This is a genomic window from Pararhizobium sp. PWRC1-1, from assembly GCF_049897905.1.
Classification (GTDB): Bacteria; Pseudomonadota; Alphaproteobacteria; order Rhizobiales; family Rhizobiaceae; genus Pararhizobium.
This window is the reverse complement of sequence record NZ_JAFCXE010000017.1, coordinates 1-15,341: the sequence shown is the minus strand read 5'-3', so window position 1 is coordinate 15,341 and position 15,341 is coordinate 1. Positions and strand designations below refer to the sequence as shown.

The following is a 15,341-nucleotide window of genomic DNA, read 5'->3' as shown; positions in this document are numbered from 1 at the left end:
CCGAAGATGGCCGGGACTGTCTGGCAGGAGAACACGGCTATCGCGGACAAGTACAACAAGCCGGGCCAATTCACAACGTTCTGCTCATACGAGTGGACGTCGATGCCGAATAGCCAGAACATGCACCGCAACGTGTTCTTCAAGGATTGTTCGAAGCTTCCCCAGGCTCCGTTCTCCGCAATGGATTCCGACCATCTTGAAGACCTGTGGACCTGGATGGACGGCCAGAGAAAGACCGGGAACGAGGTGCTCGCCATCTCGCACAACGCCAACCTTTCCAACGGCCTCATGTTTCCGGTCGACGTCGACAGCAAAGGCAATCCGCTGGATGCGACCTGGGCGCAGCAGCGGATGACGAACGAGCCGCTAACAGAGATCAAAAGGTCAAGGGAACCTCTGAGACCCATCCCGACCTGTCGCCGAACGACGAATTCGCCAACTACGAGATCATGAACTACCTCATTGGCATCGATAACAGCACATCGAAGCTGCGTGGCAGCTATGCCCGCGAAGCCTACGAGAACGGCTTGGCGATGCAGGCCACCCGAGGTTACAACCCGTACAAGTTCGGTGTCGTCGGCGCGGGTGACTCTCACAACACAGTCACCGCATACGCGCAATCCAATTTCTTCGGTGACCATGGACTGGTTGATGCGACACCGCAGGCTCGACTTGCCGGAAAGGTCGAAGCTGGCATGGATATCCTGAAAACAGGAACGTCTGGTCTCACGGTTGTCTGGGCGGAAGAGAATACGCGGGAATCCATTTTCTCCGCGATGCAGCGCAAGGAGGTCTATGGCACCAGCGGCGTGCGCATCCAGGCCCGGATGTTCGGAGGCTAGGACTATGACAAGAGGCTGCTTGCCAATGAGGACTGGGCGAAAACTGCCTATGCCAGCGGCGTGCCGATGGGTGGGGACCTTCCTCCGGTCGACGGCAAGGTTCCGTCCTTCGTCGTCACGGCGGTTAAAGACCCCGCCGATGGAAATCTCGACCGCATCCAAATCATCAAGGGATGGACCAAGCACCGACAGGACGGGCGTGCGCCAGACGACTGACGGCGCAGCGACCGTGGCTGGTCGCGTTCGCGTTCGGGCTGCTGCACGGACTAGGTTTCGCGGGCGCGCTGGCAGACCGTGCGCTGCCTCAGAGCGACATCCCGCTAGCGCTGCTGTTTTTCAACGTCGGCGTCGAGTTCGGCCAGTTGATGTTCATCGCGGTCGTGATCGCGATGGTCGGACTAGCAAGACTGGTGCGGTATCCACCGTCTGTCGGCCGGAGGGCATTTGTAGCGGCCACATACCTGATCGGGACCATGGCGTCGTTCTGGTTCGTCGAGCGTTTGGCCGCATTCTAGTCAAACGGCCATTGTCGCGGTTCGTTATTTCCCGCGTGCCCTCCCGCGTGCTGGGTATCACGGGCGTATGTTACGGTAATAGACTTGCGCCTTGCGGCATATCTATTTTGCACGATTTGAGAGCAAGCCGCGATCTGACCGACGATGAGGTGCGGTCGCCGTCGCCGGAAATTCGCCGCCAGACTGGAATGAGGGCGCATAGCGGTGCGGCAGCAATCTCCAAGAAGAGCACACCTAAGTTGACACGTGCGGCCCCGCTGTGCGCGAGGCCGCACGCTCTCAGATAATATGTTCCGCTAATTCCAACGCATCCTCAATGTCCACTCCTAAATACCTGACGGTATTCGATCTTTGGTGTGGCCGAGGAGGATTTGGATCGCGCGAAGATTTCCTGTTGCCTTGTAAATGATTGCGGCTTTGGTGCGCCGAAGCGAGTGCGTGCCGTAGTCTTCGCGTCGTAGACCAATTGCGGTCACCCACTCATCCACCAATCGGGCATACTGGCGAGTACTCAGATGATCGGTATGGTCGATGCGACTGGGAAAGGCGTAGTCATCAACTGTTCCACCTCTCCTTTCAAGCCACGCAAGCAGACTTGCCCTCACGTCCGCCGTGATTTCGAACTGCACCGGACGGCCGGTCTTTTGATGGATGACCATGGAACGGCTTCGAATTTCCGCTCCTGTCACGAGACTTCCGATTTTCATTTTCACCAGATCGCAACCACGGAGTTTGCTGTCGATTGCGAGGTCGAACAACGCGCGATCGCGCATGCGTCCCTCCCGGTCGAGGAAAAAGCGGATCGCCCAAATCTGGCGCTGTTTCAGCGGCTTCTTGACGCCGACCTTTCGGCCGGTGTTCCACGCCGGACGGCCCAGTGCGGTAGGATCGTATTGTGCAATACCCATTTCATTTCTCCTTCGGCCAACATTGGCCGTTAGGAGAACGCATGGGCTCAGGGTTGCCGGGGCCGTGTCCGGACTGTCAGCTTTTGGTCTCGGTTCTTATCAAGCGGACGTTCAAGGCTCGCCACGAATCGCGGGCTGCAGCCGCATCCGATCTCCAGTACGGGCATGCCCTGTCTAAGCGGAAGCGTATTCATACAGGCGGCCAGACGCAGCGACAGGTCTTGTCCCATCAATGCCTCGCCCGCCGGCGAGAGGCCCTCATTTTCGGTGTCGTACCCGCGGCTGCAAGGCTTGGATCGAGCGTGAACAATTCCTTGGCTTTTCCAACGCCTTTCAACGCAAATCGCCCGACGGAAACGAGCTTGTCTCGTTCTTCCCCCAGCAGGAGGTCGGCGAACTCCGAGGAGCAGAGCATGTTTCGCCCCGTGGATTGGCACATGTCGCTGATGCGGCTTACTTCATTGACTGCCTGGCCAACCACAGTGAAATCGAGCCGGTCGGGTGTGCCGATGTTGCCGTAGAATACATCGCCCGCATGCAGACCGAGATGGATGTCGGCGACAGGCAGGCCCTCTGTTTTGCGGCGGCGTGCAAGCTGGCCGAGGCGCAGCCGTAGATCGTGCTCCGCGTCAACGGCCGCTCGGCACGCATATTCCGGCCGGGAACTCGTAAACATCGCCAGCACACCGTCTCCGATCAGCTTCAGGACATCACCGCCGGCCGACCTGACCGCCCCAATCACCGCCTCCGCATAGTCGTTGATCAGAGGGATCAACTGATCGACCTGCACGGACTCGGAGAGATGGGTGTAGCCAGTGATGTCCGAATACCAGAGCACGGCCCCGATACGCCTGACAGCATCATGTCGAATCGCGCCGCTGAGCACACGCCGGCCGGCATCGCGACCGAGATATGCTTCGGCGAGCGTCTTCGTCAGCCGGGTCTGTGCAGCGGACCTAATGGCGAGGCCGAGGTGAGGCGTAAGTTGCGCCAGGCAGGCCACATCAACGTCGCTGAATCCGCCCGGCCGAGCCGTGGTGAAACGCGCATAGAATGCATCGACATCTTCGACTCGTACTGCCTGCCGCGTGCGGTAGACGAATGCCAGATAGTCAGTCTGACCAGCGTCACACAATTCCTGGATCGCTGGATAGCCGTGGGTTTCGCCGTGCTCCAGTCGGCAGCGCAGCGAGGTCTCGCGCCGACGCAGCATTTGCAGAAAGGGGCTACGCGACCGCTGACCCGCACCTTCCGGATCACGACTGCCGACATGTTCTTCTTCGCGGAAATGGTTTCCGGGATGCTCGTCCCAAAAAAACGCGCGCGCCTCATACATCGGATGTAGCGTGTCGATCATCACGAAGACTTTGCCGAGCGGCAGTCCGGCCTCGACGCATCGTTGGCAGAATGCCTGCGTAAGCGAGGCCTCGTCTCGAATCCCCAGCAGGCCGGCCTCGGCCAACCACGCGGCGATCTCGTTGCAGTCACGTGTATCCATGACCCGATCATACCGGCATCGTCCGCAGGTAAGAAGCCTAATTGCGCTGCTGGGCCAGTTGATATTGCCAGGGTCAATGCAGGACGAGAAGTTTTGGTTGCCCAGACGCCGACGACGGTCATCGCTTGCCTGTCTTGCGGGTTATCTCATCGAGCGTGGACTGTGCGGCAGTTGACGCAGACATCGATGGAGGTAGGCAGTGTGATCCATACCAAGCCTGCCCTCCTACCGCGGTGGATTTGGTACCGTCGCCTATGCGTCGATCTGGTTGTTGCGAACTGAAGGAGGCAGAAAAGAGTCGAATCGCGACCTTCGCTGTGGCTGGCGGGAAGTCAAAACTGGCGCGGCCGAGACCATCAGCGCAGTCACCTCCATATCAGCTTCTGGGTCGAGGCGAACTTTATCTCTACGGCCGAGATGCAGGCGCGTTGCTGTCAAACAGCACAGGGGCCGTCTGCGGTCTGCCTGCTTCTGAAACGCAGTAGACGAATGCGGTCATACGACAGTGGTGTGGCCGACGTCCGCTATCGGGCCAAGCATGCGTAACCGGGCGGCCCTCGCGAGCCGCCCTTCGATAACGAAACGACCTATTGGCCTTGTTTCTTCATGGCCTCGGCAATCTGTGCCTTGACGGCACTCAGCCCAAAGCTCGCGCCTTCCTGCATCGGTGGGAATTCGATGGCGGATTTCGCCAGTTGCTCTACCCGTTGCTGAGCAAGAACGAAGCGCCAGAACTCGAATTTGTACCATTCGAAATATCCGAGCGAGCCGGTGTTTCCCTTGTAAAACGCTGTCCGCTCGAACGGGTCCAGACGCAGATTGACAATGGTTGGCGCACCCAGTGTCACTGTGTCACCGAGCCAGCCGCCGGGCTGTTCCTTGAAGGTATATTTGTAGTCTTCGACGCGGGCGGCACCGAGAGTACTTTCGGCGAAATACCAGATTTCGTGGCGGTTCGACGGTCCCGACCCGGTGATCATGCTCGTCTGGTCGTAACCGTCGAGGTGCACTTTGTACTTCTGCCCGTTCATTTCCTTCCCGGCCTTCAGTTCCACAGCAATATTGGGATTGCCTGCCGCTGCCGTGAATGTCGGGAACCAGTCGAGGCCGGAAATCAAGCCGTTACCGACTGAGCCGGCCGGGACATGTCCGGGCCAGCGGATCATCGCCGGCGCTCGGAAACCGCCCTCATAAGTCGTGCCCTTACCACCATAGAACGGCGTCTGCCCGCCATCCGGCCATGTAAAGTTCTCGGTTCCGTTGTCGGTGGTGAACATGACGATGGTGTTGTCGTCTACGCCCATATCCTTCAGTTTCTGCATCGTAGCACCAACGATGTCATCCAGTTGAGCCATACCAGCCTCGTGAATGGTCCAGCCATTCTCCGAGTTGCGCATATTTTCATACTTGTCCGAGAGATGCGTTACGATGTGCATACGGGTCGGGTTGAGCCACAGGAAGAACGGCTTTCCGTCCGCCTTGGCTTTGTCGATGAACTTGAAGGAGAGGGACTGGATTTCGTCGTCAACGGTCTTCATGCGCTCAGGATAGAGCGTGCCAGCATCCTCGATCCGTTGTTTGCCCACCTTGCCCCAGCGCGGCATCACCGTGGGATCATCCACCTCTGTCGCCCATGAGTGAACCATGTTACGCGGACCCACGACATTGAGCAACTCTTGCGGATAGCCTGGGTGTGATGGGTCCTCCATGGCGTCGAGATGATAGAGATAGCCGAAGAACTCGTCGAACCCATGAACGGTCGGAAGAAACTCATTAAGATCGCCAAGATGGTTCTTACCAAACTGACCCGTGGCGTAGCCCATGTCCTTTAGTACGGTTGCAATGGTGGGAGCGGCTGCGGGCAACCCAATCGGTGAACCTGCCTGACCGACCGTCGTCATGCCCGTGCGGACTGGCAATTCGCCGGTAATGAAGTTCGCTCGGCCCGCAGTACAGCTTGCCTCGGCGTAGTAATCGGTAAAGAGCATTCCTTCAGCCGCAAGTTTGTCGAGGTGAGGCGTTCGTCCAGCCATCATGCCACGATTGTAGGCACCTATGTTCCAGATGCCAACGTCGTCCCCCATGATGACAACGATATTAGGTTTTGCAGTTTGATCCTGAGCGGTTGCGGATACGCTTAACGTGCCTGCAAATGCCGAAGCCAGCAGACCGAAACAGAGACTCCTCACGGTCGTCATGTTTACTCCTCCTCTTACTTTTTGAGCGTTAAGGCACCGGATCGATGCCACGATACTGAAACTGCGTTAGGCCGAATTGGGATTGTAAATATTGATTGCTCGCCTCGAAGGCCGAAAATGTACCTGCCAACGTGGCTGGGATAATCGTCGGGGATGCTATCGCCGAGGTCCCCTCGCAATGGCTGCGATAGACGGGTTCGATCCTCAATTCGAGTATCTCACAAGTTTAACTCGGCGACCAGGCTGAGACCCACGGCAGGGCCGGAGCATGGCCGTCCGCTGAGGGTCGCCTGTCGGCCGAACCAACACAATTTATCGGGATCGCCTTCTGAATTCGCTCACCTGAAGCGCCTCGCTATGACGTACCATACGGTGTCATACTAGACTTCTCCCAAGAGCCGCCTATCGTCGCAACGTTGCCTCTCGATAGAGCTGAAACCGGAGGACGGACCAAATGTTGATAAAAAGCATTCTCCAGTCGGCAGCCATAGCGGCAATGCTCGGCATTTTATCCGCGACCGCTTCGACGCAGGACCTCTCGCCCACAGAATTACAGCAACGAACAGTGGCGCGTCGTGCGGTCGACGCAGTGATCTGGGGCATGCCGATCGTTGCCCTAGACGCCCTGCGGCAAGCCTACTACCGAGACGGCAAGGCGAAAAACGGTGACATTATCTGGTGGCCAAAAGGCAGCACCTGGAAGAACCAGTCACTCACCCCCAATACGAGCCTTCGCTACCTCTATGCCTTCGTGAGCACGAAAGACGACGGGCCGATCGTTCTGGACCTGCCAGCCGGCGCGAACGGGTCCAGCTTCCTGGGCACGGTTGCCGACGCTTGGCAGGTGCCGCTCACTGACGTGGGGTTCGAGGGCAAAGGCGGCAAATTTCTAATCCTGCCACCCGACTTCACAGGCGAGGTGCCGTCCGGCTACATCCCTATCCGCTCCAGGACCTACAATACCTTCATGGGCATCCGCTCCATCCTGGCGAGCAACTCGGTAGAGGACGAGAAAAAGGGTGACGATCTGGTAAAGCTCGTCAGAATCTATCCGTTGTCGAAGGAGGATAACCCGCCTGCGCAGCGGTTCGTGGACATGACGGACACGATGTATGACGGCCTCGTGCGTTACGATGAAAGCTTCTACACCAGTCTTGCCCGCATGCTGAACGAGGAGCCTCTGCAGCCCGAAGACCTGCAAATGATGGGCATGCTCCTCCCGCTGGGGATCGAGAAAGGCAAGGATTTTAGTCCCGATGCCGCGACCGTGGCCCAGTTGCAGTCGGCGGTCACAGAGGCGAAGGTCTGGCTCCTCGCACAACAAATCCAGATCGCCGGAGACTGGTGGCCCGGCAGCCAGTGGAAATTGCTGATCCCGGCGATTGGCCCGAAGACAGCATTCAAGTGGACAGTTCCCACCTATTTCGATGTCGACACGCGGGGCGCTGCCTTTGCCGGATTCTTCCTGCCGCCCGCGAAGCTCGGCGGAGGCAGCTTCTACCTCGCCGCGAACTTCGACGGCAAAGGTGAAGCGCTGCGCGGCGACAACAGTTATCGCCTGGAGGTTCCGGCGAATGTTCCCGTCAGCCAGTTCTGGGCCGTGACAATTTACAACGCCGAGACGTCGGCCCTCTTCCTCGACTTGCCGCGACCGACTCTGGATTCATTGGACAAAGAGCTGCGCAAGAATGCCGACGGCTCCGTCGACATCTACTTCGGACCGAAAGCTGTCGCTGGGCAGGTATCGAACTCGATTATCACGCCAGCCGGGACGAACTGGTTCCCCTGGTTTCGATTCTACGGTCCTGAAAAGGCGGTTTTTGATAAAAGTTGGAAAATGCCCGACATCGAAAAGATTCAGTAGGTCCTGCGCGCAGCCTGGTATGGTAAAAAGCAGAGAAAAATTATCGTGATGGAAGCGTACCGGCGCCGGGCATCGTGATTTTGGGTCAGTAGAGGCGTCCCGGCATCTGACGCTTGAAGGGATCTGAACCAACAACCGTGTTATTCGACTTTCATTCCTAGTAGATTCAGTCGTCCGACCACGGACTTGGGCTAAGCGGAATGAATGAGTTGGGGCGGGAGGCGGACCGCCGGTTGCCAAAACGGTCAATGCCAGAAGCAGACATCCGGAACGTCGGTGCAGAGGTCTGGGATCGGCCCAAGCAGCCGTCCACGGGAAGCGCTCCGGCGTGCAGTTGCGCACAAAAGGCCGAATCAGGCGGCCAAGATCTAGGCTCGAGACGCTACTCGTGAGCTAGCGGTTCGGTACATCATTGCGGGAGGCCCCCCTCATCGACATTAGCATCTGCGATTATCGGGACGTCGTGGGGCTGCCCCATCAGGTTTCTGTTTACGGTACAAGGACACTCGCGGTGACCACTAAGGAAAACAGCCTGATGTGTCACAGCTTGAAGTTCTTGCGGTTATATGCGTGCTGGAAACCCATCTTTCTGAGGTTTTCATAGGAAATACTGGGTTTACCAAGTCACTTCTGTTTCGACCACGAACGTCGAGACGCCTTGTGCGATCCCGTGATCGGTGCGGATCTGGATTGGAAGCAGCCGCCGATGACGAAGACCCCGTGATTGTGAGGTTGGAAAACTGCCTCGGAATAAAACTCAATAACGCCTTCTATTGCCGGTGGCTAACCCATTTGCCACCAGACTCCATCAGCGGCGGAGGTGGGAACCGTTATATCACTTTGGAGTTCAAGGGCTCTCTGTACACGAAAGCGAAAACATGCCTGAAGTTGCCACGACTGCGCGGCCGATCCAGCAATTTGGTGCGCTTTGCGTCCGGTACACGATAGAGGTAGCGGAGCAGGAAGCTTGGGAGGAAGCCGGTGTCATCGGGCGGTCGAAGAAGCTATCGATTGGCGACTTCGTCTATGACAAGGTGCTGGGTGACGGAAGCACGATCAGACCAATCGTTGCCGTTTTCCTTCCTGAAGTACGACGTCAAAGGAAGCGGTTCCCCGAAAGTACCGAGAGGCGAATCGCGTGGCTGACGCCGCCGGAGGCCGCGCGGCGCATCGATGAACCACACCTGCAACGTTTGATACTGAATCGGCCGCTCGGTGCGACCAACCTGACGCGCCCGCGCCTTCTGAGCGGAGAGATCGCCTCGGTCCGCCATGCTTTCACCTTAGCGCCATGTCTTATCAGGGCAAGAGACTCCTCGACTTCGCATGTGGCAGCAGGATGCCGTAAACGAGCGCGGCGATCGAGAGGAGATCGCCCGTCGTCAAATCGACCATTGCCCAAAATCCGTCCCGTTGGGTGATTATCACCTCGGAGTGGTTGCGTGTTCAGCACCAAGCGCCCCTAGCAAGCAGCCCGACGGCTTTAAAGAACTCAATCGCGTGGTGTGAACGACCGAAATGAGGGCGCCTTCCAGACGTGACCGCTCGAATAGAAGTGCTCTGTGCCCGCACGTTCCCCTTGGAGGGGACACGAGATTTCTTTAGAGTTTGGCAACTTTTAGAGCGTCCGTTTGAAGAAACTTCCTCCCAGCTCTCTTGCATGGCCCAGAACGTAAAATCACCAAAACCGTTTGCTTTCGAAAAGCTTATCGCATCCCCTTTGCTGTCCCTAAACACCAATGTGACCAATCAAGCGATGGAATGGGTACCGCTTATAAATGATGTCCAGCGAGAGCTTTTGCGAAGTAGTGAACTTCAAAGTGGGAAGCCAAAGCGAGACAGATAGCCCGAAAATATGTAAATCGCTCGATCAGAAAGCCCTCTGCTCGGGCATAAGCGTGCCTTGATGTACGGCGTCGACCTGTCCGCTGTTGGGCCCAATGCGGACCCTGGCGAAATTACGCTCCTTGTTACAGTGGGGTACTTCCATCAAACTTAGAGCGCCCTATCGTTCGACGATCACCATTTTTCGAACGGCATTCCCGTGCTTCCTTTCCCATCCTGCTTCGCGCGTCCATTGTGATGTCCGCTTTCGGGGCGCGACTAGGGTAGACGCCATTACCAAAGTAAGAATGGGTATCGGGAAATAAGCAACCGTGAATTCTTAGATCCCCGATCCGTTGAGTTCCTCCTCGTCCTTACCCGCCCATGCGATGGGCACCGTCATGCGATCGACATTGGCTGAGGGCATGGGCATCCAGCATTTCAGTTCCGTCTCCGCATATTCGATAATCCGGCCCGGCGCGGAATCAGAAGAGCGCCAGGCTTCTGCACCGAATTGATCACCTTTCGACCAGTATGCAAGATCAACCGTCCCCGGTCCCTGTTCGGATGGGCGGATCGTAACGAGAATGCGACTGCCGTCCATTGGCGCGGTCCGCATATGTCGCCAGCGGCTTGGTTCTTCCATTTTTGCCTCCTTTCCAACTAGATGGCGGAGTGTCACCTCGCGAGCTAGAACGGTCAACTCTCACTTTGGACGAGAGTTCAGTGGAAACGCCGCAGCATACGTTTTAAACGAGACTTCCTCGTCAAAATTGCAGTCCAGCCGCACTTCGAACGAACTCAAGCTTCTGCTGTCGGCCCGTGACCAATCGAATAGCAGACTGAGTGCTTCCAGGAACTAAAGCGGGTGGTGTGAACGTGGCAAGACGGCGCGAAACGGAAATTTATCTCCGTCGTTGGGCCGAAGCAGATATTCCGCTATCAATACGATTATTGCGAAAAGCAGGTATCCGGGGCGGCGGTGTGGAAGCGGTCAAAGCGACGTTGCGACACTCGTAAACCAATTTCGGGTAGTCGCAGAAAGTCTGACGGCTCCATGATGTCGCGACGACCATGCGGGGTCATTGCTTTTCACCCGATCGAGGCGCTTCATGCGTTTTCGGCTTGGTGAATTCTCGGCGGGGCATCCGATGGTCAATTCTCCTCAACCTCTGCGGACACGACTGACGGATTTGCTCGGCTGCGATTATCCGATCATTCAGGCCGGCATGGGGGGGCCTGGCCGATCAGAACTCTGCGCGGCCGTGACGGCAGCCGGTGCCTTTGGCTGCATCGGCATGGTCAAGGAGAGGCCGGAACTGATCCAGCGTGAAGTCGCGGCAGTGAGGGACAGAACCAACCGCTCTTTCGGCGTCAATCTTGTTCCATCCGTTACCGACCCCGTTTTACTGGACGAGGAGCTGGAGGCCTGCTCCGCAGCAAAGATTGAGGTCATGGTGTTCTTCTGGGATGTGCGGGCGGACATCGTCGATCGCGCCCACAAGGCCGGATGCAAGGTTCTCTATCAGGTCGGAAGCCTCGCTGATGCGATCGCAGCCAGTCGCGCCGGTGCCGACGCGATCATTTGCCAGGGATTTGAGGCCGGCGGACATGTCCATGGCAAAGTCACGGCCATGGTCCTTCTCCCGCAGGTGGCGGCGGCTGTGAGCATACCCGTCATCGGCGCTGGTGGCTTCGGCTCCGGAGCAAGCCTGGTCGCCGCGCTTGCGCTCGGCGCGGAAGGAATCCATTGCGGGACTGCATTCCTGGCGACGAAGGAGTCCTACGCGCATGACTATTACAAGCAGAGGGTTATTGATGCCACCTCGTCGGACACGGTCTATTCCGACGTGTTTGCCATCGGCTGGCCACCGCAGTCGCCGGTACGGACAATCGAAAACAGTATCACCAAGCTATACGCCGACAACCTGCTCGGGCATGGCCCCGATGATTTTCCACGCGATGTCATTGCGCAGTATGAAGACGATCTCGTCTGTCGCCTGAGCACGTGGTCGCCGTTGCGCGGCATGACGGGCGACATGGAAGCGCTGGCGCTCTACGCGGGCCAGGTTTGCGGCCAGGTGAAGCGCGTTCAGCCGGCTGCCGACGTCGTCCATCAGATGATGGAAGAGGCACATTCCGCGCTGACCCGCTTGGGCTCATTGAAGTAGAGGTCGCAAGCCGCTGATGACAGGGGTCCGTTGATAAATTGCACCTCTCCTAGCTGTGTCCGCTTCACGCCTCAGCGGACTGTCAACTTTCAGGGAATTGCAAGGCAACTTGAACGACCGACTTAAGGGCGCGAAGCGGAAATCATTTCCACAAGGGGGCCGAAACCAGACTGTCCGATATCGAATGCGTTCTCGTGAAAAGTTTGCCGTACGCAGCAGCCTCCAAGACCGACATTGAGAGCGCGGTTGCGCAAGAACCGCTAAAACGGCATCCTGCAGATCCTCGGAGATCGCCTCGTCGGCGTGGATGGCGACACCGCTGTGCGGAATGACCGGATCGATCGCCTGCATGATTTCGCGGGCGCCGTCGTTGCGTTCGTAGTCGTCGGCGGAAATCGGCTTGGTGGCGAACGTCTTCCGGAAGGCAGCCAGCTCCCAGTCGACGGCATCCTGATTTCGCCCAGCAATGGCATCGGCGGCCATTTCCCGCGCGAGCACGTTGAACGGTTTGCCGGTATCGTATCCGAGTGGATCGTCTTTCGGTTATAAGCATGTCGCGGCGGCCGCGAGATGGGCTTCCGCGCAGCACAATTCCGAAAGTCGTCGCGACATGCTGCCAAGAACGCTCCTCACCGGTAAGCGATAGGTTCTCGAGGTCAATCCAACCCGTCAATTCAGGCCGGCACGGGCAAGTCCCTCGATCAGGCGCGCCCGATCCTCGGCGCGGACGAAAGAAGATGTTACTGCGACCGCGTCCCGTGAGATGTCAGGGACTAGCGACTTGAGCCGTCCGAGCAAGTCCGTGGCAGCCTCCTGGTTATCCAGAAGTCCGGCACAGGCCGTGCCGATTACCAGCGGAACCGCGTGGCCGGACCGCAAGCGATGCGCCTCCCGTGCATAACTCAATCCAAGCTCGTAATTCGCGCCTTGGAAGTAAGCCATGGCGTAGTAGAACTGAAAGTCGCCGAGAAAAGCCTCGCGCGGGCTCAGTCTGAGGGCATAGTCGATGCAAGGAATGGCCTCCGCCGCGCGGCCCCCGTTGGCATGCGCAAGTCCCAACTGGCCGTGTGCAAACGCGGAGTTGGGGTTGAGCGCGACAGCCTGGCTGATCGCTGCCGTCGCCAGGACATTGTCACGCGTCGCAAAGGCTATCATCGCCTGCGCAAGGTAAGCCCACGGTTCCTTATCGTCCGCGGCAATGGCTTTTTGGACGATATCCCTGGCAAGGGCGAGGGCGTATCCCATGTCCTCCCATCCCTGGAACGCGCGCCATATCGTAATCCAACCTTTCATCGCGAGCGCCTGGGCATAATCGGGAGCCAGTCCGATGGCCCGATCGAGCAGGGGGAGCATCTTCTGGCTGCTCTCCTCAGACAACTGGGAACACAGGAACACCGCCCGCACGACACATTCCCAGGCATCGAGGCCATAATGCGGCTTGGGGCTTTCGCGGGCATGCTCTGCCGCCAGGAGTTCCGGCCCGATGCGGCCGACGACGCTGGCGGTGATTTCGTCCTGAATGACGAAGACGTCGCCGAGGTCGCCGTCGTACCTCTCGGCCCAGAGATGGGCTTCGGAGGCCGCATCGACGAGCTGCGCGGTCACCCTCACGCGGTTGCGGGACTTGCGGACACTGCCCTCAAGAACATAGCGGATCCCGAGTTCGCGCCCGATGGCGCGCACATCCACGGGCTTTCCCTTGTAGGTGAACATCGTGTTGCGGGCAATCACGAAGAAGCCCTTGAGCTTGGATAGCGCGGTGGTGATGTCCTCGGTGAGCCCATCGCTGAAGAAGTCCTGCTCCGGGTCGGAGCTCATGGCGTTGAACGGCAGCACGGCAATGGATGGTCGGTCCGGAAGTGCGGGCCTGGGCGATGCCGTTCGTGCGGTCGCCCCTTCCAGAAGGGTGCGGTACAGTCGCACCGGCCGCTCCATGTTCTTGAGCGCGCGTTCGCCGAGGTACTCGTAGTCGCAGTCAAGCTTGCCCTGGAGGTGATCGTACGCCGTGCCGGAAATGCAAATGCCGCCTGGATCCGCCAGGGTCTGGAGGCGGGCCGCGATGTTGACGCCATCGCCGTAGAGATCCCCATCAACCTCGTGGATCACATCACCGAGATTGACGCCGATCCGGAAGATGATGCGTCGCTCCGTTGGAATATCGGCCTGGTTCTCGGCAACGCCCTTCTGGATGGCGACCGCGCACGCGACGGCATCGACGACCGAGCCGAACTCCACGAGCGCACCGTCGCCCATCAGCTTGACAATACGGCCCTGATGCTCGGCCAGCAGCCGATCGATCACCTCCCGGCGCAGAACCTTCAGGGCCGACAACGTCCCCGCCTCGTCATGCTCCACAAGGCGGGAATAGCCGACCACGTCAGCAGCCAGGATCGCGGCCAGCCGCCGCTCTGCTCTTGCAGTTGCCATGGCTGTCTCCCCCTCAGGAGATCCGCCGGATAAAGCCCAGGCGATTGACGCGACATGCACCATCCGGCTGCCCGAAACCGCGACCGTGCTGGTTCATGATACCACTGAGACGGTGATATGGCGACGCTTCACGAGTGTGCTGCCTTCAAAAGGAACAAGATCCGCGAAGCGGAACCAGTCCGGCTCGGAGGCCTGGATGACCACGTTGAAGTCCGCTCGTTGCTGCTCCAGCGTCACGATCTGCGTTCACAACTTCTTGAGATGTCTATCTTGGCCCGCTTTCTCTTCAACTCGTCTACCAACCATCTGCAACCGCTCTATAAGATCGCGGCAATCCTATTCGCTCAAGCGGCTTCGAGTCTGGTGGCAGTTGCTACCTAATTGCGGTGATTTGCCATGCAGGGAGATTTTGTTCGAGGTATTTCGCAGCAGGGCTCCGGCATTGACGAATACTCACCTCTGCGCGAGCCGGAGGCGTTGCGTGCCCGATGTCCGCAGTCGGCCTAAGCGGACCGTCAGCTTTCAGGAAACTGCAAAGGCGACCTGAATGACCGACTTGAAGGCGCAAAGCGGCCATAGCGGAGTGCTTCTTCTGCGCCTGTCACGAACGATGAGCGCGATCGTCATCATGCTACCTACGGCAATTGGAAATGCACGGCATGGCCCATGCCGTTGGCGAGCTCAGATCGTGGTCGAGTAGCTATGCCATTCGGCTTCGCCCTCACAGATCCGGGCGGGCGGATTTCCCGCACCCGGCTCTTCCCGAGAGTAACCCGCATCATCTCCTGGCCTGCGCCCAAGTTCGAGTAATACGTGGGACTGGCAGCGCGAAGCGTGCGGTGAGGATTTCAAATTCCAACCAACCCATTCGCCGGCTTTTCTGACTTCGCCGTCTCAGGCAGCGGAACCATATGCGGCGTGTTTGCTGATAGAAACCGTTGAGCGCGGGATAGTTATGCGGCCTGCCGTAGTAGTCGTAGTGTCCACGCAGCACAGCGGCAAGCCACTTGTGCTGGGTAGCCAACGTCATGTGCATGTGCCGCCATGCTCCCTCGCGCAACGCCTTCAGCTTTCGCGTCAGGCGTTTCCCTTCC

General features: G+C 58.4%; 8 protein-coding genes and 4 pseudogenes. 5 read left to right on the top strand and 7 right to left on the bottom strand.

Annotation, left to right across the window (positions count from 1 at the left end; genetic code table 11):
* Window positions 1-6: 6 nt before the first annotated feature.
* Both ACP7E0_RS23375 and ACP7E0_RS23370 read left to right on the top strand, forming a co-directional pair.
* Window positions 7-1,058, top strand: a pseudogene (locus tag ACP7E0_RS23375) (DUF3604 domain-containing protein).
* Window positions 1,055-1,357, top strand: a pseudogene (locus tag ACP7E0_RS23370) (HupE/UreJ family protein); the annotation flags it as partial. The pseudogenes ACP7E0_RS23375 and ACP7E0_RS23370, both read left to right, overlap by 4 nt.
* A gap of 279 nt (window positions 1,358-1,636) precedes the next feature.
* On the opposite strand, the pseudogene ACP7E0_RS23365 reads toward ACP7E0_RS23370, so the two are convergent.
* The 3 genes and pseudogenes from ACP7E0_RS23365 to ACP7E0_RS23355 form a co-directional block, all read right to left on the bottom strand.
* Window positions 1,637-2,265 (bottom strand): annotated as a pseudogene (locus ACP7E0_RS23365) (tyrosine-type recombinase/integrase).
* A 229-nt stretch (window positions 2,266-2,494) separates the two neighbouring features.
* Window positions 2,495-3,763, bottom strand: a complete 1,269-nt coding sequence (locus ACP7E0_RS23360) for an adenylate/guanylate cyclase domain-containing protein (RefSeq protein ID WP_426128268.1) — start codon at window positions 3,761-3,763, stop codon at window positions 2,495-2,497.
* 587 nt (window positions 3,764-4,350) lie between these two features.
* Complete coding sequence (locus ACP7E0_RS23355) at window positions 4,351-5,961, bottom strand: arylsulfatase (RefSeq protein ID WP_426128436.1); 1,611 nt, start codon at window positions 5,959-5,961, stop codon at window positions 4,351-4,353.
* 454 nt (window positions 5,962-6,415) lie between these two features.
* Between ACP7E0_RS23355 and ACP7E0_RS23350 the strand changes: the two genes are divergently transcribed.
* Window positions 6,416-7,825: a DUF1254 domain-containing protein gene (locus tag ACP7E0_RS23350; protein WP_426128266.1), complete on the top strand. Its 1,410-nt coding sequence runs from the start codon at window positions 6,416-6,418 to the stop codon at window positions 7,823-7,825.
* A 2,164-nt stretch (window positions 7,826-9,989) separates the two neighbouring features.
* Here ACP7E0_RS23350 and ACP7E0_RS23345 read toward each other — a convergent pair.
* Complete coding sequence (locus ACP7E0_RS23345; protein WP_426128264.1) at window positions 9,990-10,295, bottom strand: hypothetical protein; 306 nt, start codon at window positions 10,293-10,295, stop codon at window positions 9,990-9,992.
* Between the two features lie 466 nt (window positions 10,296-10,761).
* Here ACP7E0_RS23345 and ACP7E0_RS23340 point away from each other — a divergent pair, with 466 nt between their 5' ends.
* On the top strand, window positions 10,762-11,820 hold the full coding sequence (locus ACP7E0_RS23340) for an NAD(P)H-dependent flavin oxidoreductase (RefSeq protein ID WP_426128261.1): 1,059 nt from the start codon (window positions 10,762-10,764) through the stop codon (window positions 11,818-11,820).
* Here ACP7E0_RS23340 and ACP7E0_RS23335 read toward each other — a convergent pair.
* Together ACP7E0_RS23335 and ACP7E0_RS23330 are read right to left on the bottom strand one after the other, a co-directional pair.
* Window positions 11,809-12,303, bottom strand: coding sequence for a hypothetical protein (locus ACP7E0_RS23335; RefSeq protein WP_426128260.1), 495 nt, complete (start codon window positions 12,301-12,303; stop codon window positions 11,809-11,811). The genes ACP7E0_RS23340 and ACP7E0_RS23335 overlap by 12 nt on opposite strands.
* 186 nt (window positions 12,304-12,489) lie before the next feature.
* Window positions 12,490-14,247: an adenylate/guanylate cyclase domain-containing protein gene (locus tag ACP7E0_RS23330; protein WP_426128258.1), complete on the bottom strand. Its 1,758-nt coding sequence runs from the start codon at window positions 14,245-14,247 to the stop codon at window positions 12,490-12,492.
* 117 nt (window positions 14,248-14,364) lie between these two features.
* Here ACP7E0_RS23330 and ACP7E0_RS23325 point away from each other — a divergent pair, with 117 nt between their 5' ends.
* A complete protein-coding gene (locus tag ACP7E0_RS23325) occupies window positions 14,365-14,628 on the top strand; it encodes a hypothetical protein (protein WP_426128256.1) in 264 nt (87 codons plus the stop codon).
* Window positions 14,629-15,025: 397 nt separating this feature from the next.
* On the opposite strand, the pseudogene ACP7E0_RS23320 reads toward ACP7E0_RS23325, so the two are convergent.
* Window positions 15,026-15,341 (bottom strand): annotated as a pseudogene (locus ACP7E0_RS23320) (group II intron reverse transcriptase/maturase); the annotation flags it as partial.

Bases quoted from the DNA above. Each gene is read 5' to 3' on its own strand.
- ACP7E0_RS23360 (WP_426128268.1), bottom strand. From the start codon at position 3,763: ATGGATACACGTGACTGCAACGAGATCGCCGCGTGGTTGGCCGAGGCC.
- ACP7E0_RS23355 (WP_426128436.1), bottom strand. From the start codon at position 5,961: ATGACGACCGTGAGGAGTCTCTGTTTCGGTCTGCTGGCTTCGGCATTT.
- ACP7E0_RS23350 (WP_426128266.1), top strand. From the start codon at position 6,416: ATGTTGATAAAAAGCATTCTCCAGTCGGCAGCCATAGCGGCAATGCTC.
- ACP7E0_RS23345 (WP_426128264.1), bottom strand. From the start codon at position 10,295: ATGGAAGAACCAAGCCGCTGGCGACATATGCGGACCGCGCCAATGGAC.
- ACP7E0_RS23340 (WP_426128261.1), top strand. From the start codon at position 10,762: ATGCGTTTTCGGCTTGGTGAATTCTCGGCGGGGCATCCGATGGTCAAT.
- ACP7E0_RS23335 (WP_426128260.1), bottom strand. From the start codon at position 12,303: ATGGCCGCCGATGCCATTGCTGGGCGAAATCAGGATGCCGTCGACTGG.
- ACP7E0_RS23330 (WP_426128258.1), bottom strand. From the start codon at position 14,247: ATGGCAACTGCAAGAGCAGAGCGGCGGCTGGCCGCGATCCTGGCTGCT.
- ACP7E0_RS23325 (WP_426128256.1), top strand. From the start codon at position 14,365: ATGGCGACGCTTCACGAGTGTGCTGCCTTCAAAAGGAACAAGATCCGC.